Source organism: Sphingomonas tagetis (genome assembly GCF_024211275.1).
Taxonomy (GTDB): domain Bacteria; phylum Pseudomonadota; class Alphaproteobacteria; order Sphingomonadales; family Sphingomonadaceae; genus Sphingomonas; species Sphingomonas tagetis.
On sequence record NZ_JAMLDX010000038.1, the window covers coordinates 1 to 9022 of the forward strand.

6 protein-coding genes are annotated in these 9022 nt (G+C 61.0%); 1 reads left to right on the top strand and 5 read right to left on the bottom strand.

Annotated features, from left to right (window positions below; translation table 11 throughout):
- Positions 1-39: 39 nt before the first annotated feature.
- The gene (locus M9978_RS22765; RefSeq protein WP_254297427.1) at positions 40-801 is read right to left on the bottom strand and encodes a nucleotidyltransferase; all 762 of its coding nucleotides are present in this window, start codon (positions 799-801) and stop codon (positions 40-42) included.
- 119 nt (positions 802-920) lie between these two features.
- Positions 921-1850, bottom strand: coding sequence for an MFS transporter (locus M9978_RS22770; RefSeq protein ID WP_254297429.1), 930 nt, complete (start codon positions 1848-1850; stop codon positions 921-923).
- Positions 1851-1934: 84 nt separating this feature from the next.
- Here M9978_RS22770 and M9978_RS22775 point away from each other — a divergent pair, with 84 nt between their 5' ends.
- Positions 1935-3491 carry an ISL3 family transposase gene (locus tag M9978_RS22775; RefSeq protein ID WP_254297431.1) on the top strand — a complete coding sequence of 519 codons (1557 nt, stop codon included), beginning with the start codon at positions 1935-1937 and terminating at the stop codon, positions 3489-3491.
- 668 nt (positions 3492-4159) lie between these two features.
- Here the strand turns inward: M9978_RS22775 and M9978_RS22780 are convergent.
- From M9978_RS22780 to M9978_RS22790, 3 genes are all read right to left on the bottom strand, one after another.
- Positions 4160-6019 carry a CocE/NonD family hydrolase gene (locus M9978_RS22780; RefSeq protein ID WP_254297433.1) on the bottom strand — a complete coding sequence of 620 codons (1860 nt, stop codon included), beginning with the start codon at positions 6017-6019 and terminating at the stop codon, positions 4160-4162.
- Positions 6020-6197: 178 nt separating this feature from the next.
- Complete coding sequence (locus M9978_RS22785) at positions 6198-8639, bottom strand: TonB-dependent receptor (protein ID WP_254297435.1); 2442 nt, start codon at positions 8637-8639, stop codon at positions 6198-6200.
- A gap of 176 nt (positions 8640-8815) precedes the next feature.
- The coding region (locus tag M9978_RS22790; RefSeq protein WP_254297437.1) for a hypothetical protein at positions 8816-9022 on the bottom strand (207 nt) is incomplete at its 5' end.

Below are 9022 nucleotides of genomic sequence, written 5' to 3' on the forward strand. Positions count from 1 at the left end.
GACGTGACGCCGCCAACGGCCCATGGCAGGACCGTAAAACTATGCCGAGCCGACTACCTCAAAGCCCCACGAAAACCGCGTGATCCTGCGCCCGCTCGGCATAGTTGCGCGCTCGGCATAAACTCCGTTATGCCGCGCGCGGCATAAGGGCGTGTAAAACGTCAGCACCAATAGCACGCAATGATAGAGCCGCTCGGTCGCCTGGTGCATTAAGAACGCGGCATCCTTAAGTCGGCCTTGCTGCGCACTGAACTTCGATGTTTCAAGCATCCCCGCAGATGCTGGAAACCACTCCTCAAAATACTCGTGCGCGAGAGCAAGCGCTTGAGCCGGTGCTTTTGGCTTCGGTTGGTGCAACTCGGTGTCGTCAGCTTGATAAAGAGCGATTCCATCCCGTGCGATATCCATGAAGAAATACCGTCCGTGGGCTAGTCCGTCATTCACCTCCTGGAGCGAATGGACGATGAAGTTCACCGGCGTTCTCAGTGTCTTCGTGACCCCAAGCTCCAGCATCAGGCGTTCCTCGGCTCGCTGCCAATAGGCGACCCGATCGGTCAGTTCCTTCTGATTGACGATCACCAACAGATCGAAATCCGATTGATATCCCTTTGCAGTGTGGGGTTCATCGACCCACCCGCCGCGCGCGTAGCTGCCGTACAGGATGACCTTGAGGATTCGGCCGAGCCTCCGATCGCCCGTCGGGTTACCGCGAGCATCGTCGAACTCCTCGAACAGGATCTGCAAGACCCGTTCGAGGTCGCGCTGCTTGGCAGGAGGAAGATGGTCAATATCGGTGCGCATCACACCTACCTAACAAGATGGCTCCGCCATTGCCCAGCGAAACTGCGGCAAAACCGGCTGAACTCCAAAATGCTTCTCTCCCTCCCCTTTTTCACACGGCGGCAAAGCCCGCTGAATCCTTATGCTCCTCCGCCGGGGCCGGGCATGAACGTTCCTTGAAGACCCCTGTCGCGGGCCTCGGCCTGCCATCTTACCGATCCGAAGGGTCGTTCAAGCATCCGCCGAATGCGGACAGGCTCTCCGCCAATCTGAAAGGCGCCGGCCCTGTCTTCCAACTGGCGCTCGCCTGCCGTGGGCCGGTTCCTCATGCGCAAAAAGTCTATCCAGGTGGGGAAATGAAATCGCTCGACCCACAATTCCGGGTCGGCCAAATCCCTTGCAATCGACCAAGCGTAAGCCCCGTTGCGCTGTCGGCTAAGCTGGACCTCCTGCATGATACGGTAGAACGACCGCGCGTCGTCGAGCGCTACGCGGTATTCGAGCTCCACGACCACCGGCCCACTCCGATGCGTCACCGCGAGCTTCACGTCCGGATCGGGTAAGTCCGGCGATTCTCGCGCGCCATCGCTGCGCGCCTCGTGCATCTTCCATCTCAGCCCGAACAGAACGGAGGCGACGATTCCGCCCGCCGAGATGAGCAGGGCTGTCTGGACGTCAAGTATGTCCGCCACGGCGCCCCAACCCCAGCTGCCAATAGCGATGCCCCCCGCAACGCTGGCCTGAAAGGTCGCGAGTGCCCGACCCGTCACCCAACGCGGCACCGGCAGCTGAACCGCGATATTCAGCGTTGTGATTACGAGCATCCAGCCCCCACCGGCAGTCGCGAGCGCGAGGCAAGTCAGAATGTCGTTGCGGCTGAACGCGATGGTGCAGGTGGCCACGCTGAGAGCGATCGTGGCGAGGCGTAGGATAGCCTCAGAGCTCAGCTTTTGTTTGAGGCGGGAGACGCTAAACGCACCGGTTACGGCACCTAAGCCATATGATCCCAACAGTATGCCGAAGATACCGGCCTCAGCATGGTGTGAATAGGCGTCGAACCGGGACCCCATATCGGCGTGCAATAGGGGCTCTGACTCAATTTTGATGAATTTGACGAGCTAGATGGCGGCAGTTTCCACTTTGGGAGCAACGTCATGCAAAATGCGCTTCGACCGTCCTCGGTGATCCCGGCCGGTTTCACGATTGTCGCCTCGGCGGTGGCTGATGACGGCGCGACGATCGTAGTCCGCAGCACATCGCCGACAAGCCAGTGCCCGAGGTGCGGCGGCATCAGTCGCCATGTACATAGCCGCTATCGACGTCAAATCTCGGATCTGCCCTTGGCGGGCCGACCTGTGAAGTTGATGGCGGATGTCCGCCGCTTCCGCTGCGAAGCGGTGCTATGCGCGCAAAGGATCTTTGCGGAGCGTTTCGCCAATGGGGTGGTAGCGCCTTGGGCGCGGCGCACCGGCCGGCTGGAAACGCTGGTTCATCACCTTGGTCTCGCCTTGGGCGGTCGGCCCGCGGCTAGCTTTGCGCGGCGGCTCATGCTCCCGGTCAGCAACGATACGCTGCTTCGGGTCGTACGGCGCCGGGGAACTCCACCGCTTCCGCTGCCGACGGTGATCGGTATCGATGACTGGGCGTGGCGGCGTAATCATCGGTACGGCACGATCATCTGCGACCTCGAGCGGCGGCGCCCGATCCGTCTGCTGCCGGACCGGGAGCCCGCGACCGCGCAGGCATGGCTCTCAGAACAGCCGCAGGTGAAGATGATCGCGCGCGATCGTGGTGGCGCGTATGCTCGCGCCGCTGCCAAGGCGCTGCCGAACGCCGTACAGATCGCCGATCGCTGGCATCTCATGGAAAATGCCAGCCGTGCCTTCCTCGACGCCGTGCGCCGATCGATGCGGCAGATCCGATCCGCCATCGGAGCGACGACGATCAACCCCGAGCTGCTCACGGCAGCCGAGCGACTTCAATACGAGGGATACCTCCACCGCGAGGAGACCAATGGCGCGATCCTCGCGCTCTCGAAGGATGGTGTCGCGATCAAGGAGATCGTGCGACGCACCGGGCACAGTCGCGGCACGGTGCGGCGCGTGCTGCGCGGGGAACGCAGCGACGTGTTCAGAACCCGGGAAACCTCCCTTGAAGCCTACCTGCCATGGCTGGATCTGCAGTGGGCGGCGGGCCACCACAATGGCGCAGCGCTATGGCGTTCTTTGCAGACACAGGGGTTCCGCGGATCGCTCCGTGTTGTGACGGAGTGGGCAACGCGCCGACGACGCTCGGACCAGGTCGATACCGACACCCTTCATCGCGTGCCGTCAGCCAGGACCATCGCACGGTTGATGACGATCGATCGCAACGATCTCTCCAAAGCGGAGACCGTCACTGTGGCAGCGGTTGAAGCTGGCGTGCCCTCCCTCGTCGATGCGCGAAGCATCATCGAAGGCTTCCACGCCATGATCCGCCGCAAGGTCGGTGCCGACCTCGATCCCTGGATAGCCCGCGCACGCGCCAGTCTGGTCGCGTCGTTCGCGAACGGCGTTGCCAGGGATATCACTGCGGTACGGGCGGCCATCGTCTCCCAATGGTCGAACGGCCAGACCGAAGGACAGATCACCAAGCTCAAACTCGTCAAACGTCAAATGTACGGCCGCGGAAAACTCGACCTCCTCCAGGCGCGTCTGATCGGCGCGACCTGACCGTTGATCATCAAAACTGCGTCAGAGCCCTTTTTGCACGCCGATCCACAGCCGGAGTACCCTCGAACTCGACCATGTCCTTACGGGACACCAGCTTTGACGCCTGCCTAGCTGGTGGAAATAATGTCAAGTTGTGTGATGATCCGGTCCGCCCACCACGCAGAGCAACCGGCCCCGGGTGTGTCACTGAGCCTTGCGCGGCACCCCGCACACTTTTACGCACTCGCCCCGTGAGCCAGCCTGGGCCGATCCTCCGAACGCATTGGGCCCACATGTAAGTGAAGCCACCATCGGCGAGACTTGTCTGACCGGTGACAAAGTGCGATCCCGCCGGATCAAGCGACAGACCATCGAACCTCGGCGCTTGCAGCACCGCAAGCTCGCCGCCTAACATCAATCCCAAGATGCGGCCGGCACTGCGCTATTTACGCCGCGATCCGCGACAAATGTTCTGACGACGGACACTATCAACGCATCGACATCCGCGCGAATCAATTGTCGCGGCGACGTCCTTCAATCGCGCCGGGAACGCGCGCACTAAAAGAGGCGGCGCGAGCGTTGCCTGCGCCGCCTCAGCCGCTCCCGGACATGAGGAGAGACCCAGTTCCGGTGTACTTTGAACCAGATGAAGGCGGATACTTATCCAGAGTGCATCAATAGCGTCCGTGTCATGGCACCCGCAGTTGCGACGCCTCCATCTCTTGCGCCTGAAAAGCCCATTCCGTGTCCTCCAGCTTGCCGTAGTAGTGGCCGCCGGGATTGGCCGGAAAAGGAGTATCTATCCACTTACGACTGCGGTCGAGGGGAATGATAGGCAGTTCAATCGAGGAGGGGCGTGCGCTATCATGGAAGATGGTCTGTTCGGCGATGACATAGTCGGCGGCCGTTGCAGTTGACAGGTCCATGAAGCGGTTGGGGTTGAGGTCCGCGTTGGGAAAATCGCTGCTGGCGATCTCCACGCGGATCCGGTGGCCCTTTTTGAAAACGTTGCTGGTCGACCACATGTCAATTTCATAAGCGACGACTTCGCCGGGAACGAGTTCGACCGGAGCAGTCCGCGACTTTCGATAGCGTCCCCGCGCCGAGCCGGTCAGGATATTATATGATCGACCATCGGGGAACACATCGATGAGCTTGACGAACCAGTCGGTGTCCGTCGCGGAGGAGGCCGCATATAGGGTCGCGCGAACTTGGCCAGTCACCTCAACGTCTTCGTCCAAAGGCTCTGTCGCATAGATGAGGAGGTCTTTGCGATGCTCGTTTGGTTGTTGATCGACGGGGCCGCCAGTCACCCCATGCCCACCCAGTGATTTCAGCGGATTGGCGGGGTCGAACAGATAATGGTCCGCTGGTTCGTCTGTCGCGGGTACGGTGATTGACAATGTACCGTCACCCTGCGCGCCATTGGCGCCGCCATTGCTGTGCAAATAATAGACGGTCCGAACGGCGCCGGGACAGGGCCATGCGGACTCCGCTCGCCACCGGTTTTCGCCCATCACATAAAGGATGACGGGGTGATCGAACAGAGGATGGGCCTTGCCGCGCAGATGGAGATTCATCCATGCAGCGCTGGCGGCTGCATCATTGACCTCACTGTCGGGGAATTGACGGAATCCGGGGTCTGCACGGTGGCCCCACGGGCCGATGATCAACCTTTGCCCCGAACGCGCGGCCGGGGTGGCCCCCTTGGCAGAAATCTCTACATAGGCCTCGAGGGAGTTGCGCAGGAACAGATCGTACCAGCCGGAAAAATGCATCAGCGGGCGAGTGACATCGCCGAATTTCGAGTTCGCTTCCGCCGCAGCGAAGAAATCCGGATTTTCCCGATTGTCGAGCCAGGCATGCCAGAACGGCACATGCCGCGCGACGGGCAGCGACCGCAGATCATGGGGACGCACCAGCTCGGACAATTGGTCGCCGGCCAGCATGACCGGGAGAGGCAGATTGTTAGCCTCTATGTCGTTGCGAATGGCCGCCGCGGTTTCCGCCGGGAAACGATCCAGCAAACTTGCCGCCATCATCATGGTCCATGGCGCACAGGTTTCCAGGGCAAGCATATCGTTGTCATAGACCATGCTACCGCCGAACATGTTCCCTGCCGGCACCTGGATAAATGCAGTTTCGTGGCCGGGGACCGGCCGCACCGCCAATTGCAGTTGGACGCCGCCCATATATGAAGGACCAGTCGTGCCCACCTGCCCGTTGCACCAGGGCTGTGCGATCAGCCAGGCGATGGTGTCCGCTCCGTCCCGACTTTCGTTCATCATCGGTTCTAACGTGCCGCCAGACGCGGACGTGCCCCGAACGTCCTGGAACACCACCGCATAACCGCCGTCGATAAAAGGTCGGAAGTCGAAACGGGTCGATACATAGGCTTTGTTATACGGCGTCCTGACAAGAACGACCGGCCGCGCTTCGAACCCTTTTGTCCCCGGTTTGCGCTCGAGATAAAGGTCTGCCGCCAACGCGACCCCATCCGACATCGGGACACTCATATTGCGGCATACCAGCATTTCATTTTCTATCACGGGGCTATTTCCAGATTGGCGATGTGTCGGAATAGCGGAAGATCGTCCCCAATCCGGCACATCAAATGATCAAATTTCCGAGAGATAGGATGCTCGATCAGCAAGCGCTGTCGTTCCGCGGCGCAGCCAGGTTGAAGGTCGGGGGCAGCCGCACAGCCGCCCCCTGTTTCAGGATGGATCAGAACTTGAACGAAGCCTCGACACCATAAGTCCGCGGTTCGCCGAAGACCGCATTCGAGAACCCCGGGGCGCCGCCCGGATTGACGCCGTTGAGGATCGGGCCGTTGCTCATCAGCGAAATCACGCCCTGCTTGTAATATTCATCGGTCAGGTTCTTCCCCCACAGCGCCAGGCCGATGCCCGATCCACTGATGTCGTTGATGGCGATCCGCGCGTTGACCAGCGCATAGCCCTTCTGGAAGCCTTCCACGTCGAACTCGTCCAGTTGGACGCCGCTGCGGTAGGTCGCATTGACGTTCGCGTTCAGCCTGCCAATGCCGACATCCTGCTCGTAGGTCAGGCCACCGCCGACCTGATGTTCCGGAACGCCCTGCTGCGGGAACGACCCGTTCGCGCCGCTTACGATCTCATTCTTCGCATAGGAGTAGAAGAAATTCGCGCCGAGGCCGTTGCTGAGCGAGAGCGAAGCTTCGAACTCGCCGCCATAATTGCGCTGCTTGGCGGTATTGGAGATGATCGTCGCGACTTGTCCGTTGACGACCAGCGCGTTCTGTTTCTGAACGTTGGTATAGTTCTGATAATAGACCGCGATGCTGGTGTTCAGGCGGCCACCACCGAAACGGAAAACATTCTTCAGCCCGCCCTCATATTCCTGGACATTTTCGGGTTGGAAGGGGACGCCGAGCACGTCATTCGTCGCCCGCAGGCTGAAGCCCCCGGAGCGATACCCCTTGCGGGCCGCCAGATAGGCGGTGAGGTCATCGGACGGTTGCCATTGCGCGGTCACGTCCCAGGTCACCGCATCGTTCTTGAGCACGCTGGTGCGGGCACAGTTGGCGCGGCTCAGCGCATTGACGCCGTTCCAATAGCAAGGCGCCGAAATCGGCGTGCCCGGTATCGCGAGGTTCGTGTAGAACGGTTCGCGAGTGGCCCGGCGATAATCGTTGTTGTAGCGGATGCCGCCGGACAGTGAGAACTGGTCGCTGACGTGCATCGTGCCGGCCGCGTAAACCGCCCAGCTGCTGGCTTCCGCGGATGCGACCGTGGACTGTTCATAGAATTGCGCAGGCTGGGCAAGGAAGAAAGCGGCCAGAGCGGGTGTGGCCGACGCCAAGCCGATCGCGCTCACCTGCGGGAAGCCCGTAGCCTGCGCCCCGTCCCGACCCCATTCGCGGAAATAATAGGCGCCCATTGTGAGATCGAGCGCGCTTCCGAACGGCGTGCCCTGCATCTGGAACTCCTCGCTGATCTGACGAGGACGGGCAGTCTGATGGGGCTGCAGGAGCGCGACGGGGGAGCCGTCATAGTCGCCCACGAGATCGAGAGTGGCCTCGCGATAGCCGAAGATGTTCTTGAACGTCACATCGCCGGCATCGAAGGTCGTCTTGTTGGTAATCCCCCAATTCTTGACATTGTTGCGTGGCGTGCGCGCATCATTGGTGTACAGAGGCCCGACGCCGAAATTGCCATAATCGACCTGATAGCGGCCAAGGGCCACCGCCCGGTTGAGCAGCGCGATCGCGTTTTGCATCGGCGCGCCAGCAGCGGCGGGGAAGAAGGCGGCCGCGCCCACCTGGCGCGCCAGCACCGTCGCGTTGCCGTTGATCGTGTCTGTCAGCGTGTAGTTCGTCAGCTTGATCGCTGCGCCCGTTTCCTGCTGGTTGAGATAGTCGAAGACCAGGAAGCTGGTCAGCCGGTCCAGGTGAAGCTCCGCCGACACGCGAAACGCATGATAATGCTGGTCGTCATAGCGGCGCCCGGTCGATACCTCGGTGGTGTAGCCCTTGCGGTCGCGGAACTTGCCCGCCGCGCGGATGGCGAACGTATCGCTGACGACCGGAAGGTTCACCATCCCGTACAGATCGACGAGATCGTAATTGCCGTATTGGGCCGTCCCTTCGAGTTGAAACTCTTTCAGGTTCGGGTGATTGGGTTCGACCAGAACCGCGCCGCCGGTCATGTTCCGGCCGAACAGCGTCCCCTGCACGCCCTTCAGGACCTGAACATTCTGCAGGTCGTAGAAGGCGGTGCCAAAGCCATAGGAACGCGGCGCCACCACTTCGGCGAAATAGAGCCCGACCGGCGGATCGGTCAGCATCTGCGCCTCGTTGGTGCGCTGTCCGCGGATCGCGTAGGACAGCGCGGTCCGGCTGGCGCCGGAGCCCGTGACCGACAGTGACGGCGTCTGAGATTGCAGATCGAGGGCGTCGCGCACGCCGCGCTCGACCAGCGTCTCGCCGCTTACCGCGGTGATCGAGATGGGCACGTCCTGCAAATTCTCTTCGCGACGGCGGGCGGTGACGACGATGTCTTCGCTGGACCGCGCCTCCGACGGGGTCTCGGCGGCGGCCTGTGCTGGCGGTGCGTCCTGGGCATATGCCGTGGATGCCGCGAGCATCGCGACCGGACTGACAAACGTGAGCACGTTAATCGACTTCATATACCCTCCCATGTTTTCTGCTTGTTCACTCGCTATAACAGCTCATGCCGGCCTAACGGAGATACCCGGAACGGATATCGCTACGGCGATGCGTTCTTTTTATGTCATTGATTGCAATGATAATATCTGAATTTCGGTACCATTCACCCGGGTTTCGTCATGACTGCGGCGGTACATCAGGGTGGCCGGACAAGCGCGGCTGGGATCGTCCCCACCAGTTCAGGGAAACAGCGGATTTCCTGCGGGCCGATCGCGCGCATGTGATCTGCCCCCTTCTGAGTGGTCCAAAATTGATGATATTTGGATGACGAAGGAGACGAGGAATGCCGAGCAAGAAGCATCGCCCGGAAGAGATTATCGGCAAGCTGCGTGAAGCGGAGGTG

Coding starts and splice junctions, on each gene's coding strand:
- M9978_RS22765 (WP_254297427.1), bottom strand. CDS start 801: ATGCGCACCGATATTGACCATCTTCCTCCTGCCAAGCAGCGCGACCTC.
- M9978_RS22770 (WP_254297429.1), bottom strand. CDS start 1,850: ATGGGGTCCCGGTTCGACGCCTATTCACACCATGCTGAGGCCGGTATC.
- M9978_RS22775 (WP_254297431.1), top strand. CDS start 1,935: ATGCAAAATGCGCTTCGACCGTCCTCGGTGATCCCGGCCGGTTTCACG.
- M9978_RS22785 (WP_254297435.1), bottom strand. CDS start 8,639: ATGAAGTCGATTAACGTGCTCACGTTTGTCAGTCCGGTCGCGATGCTC.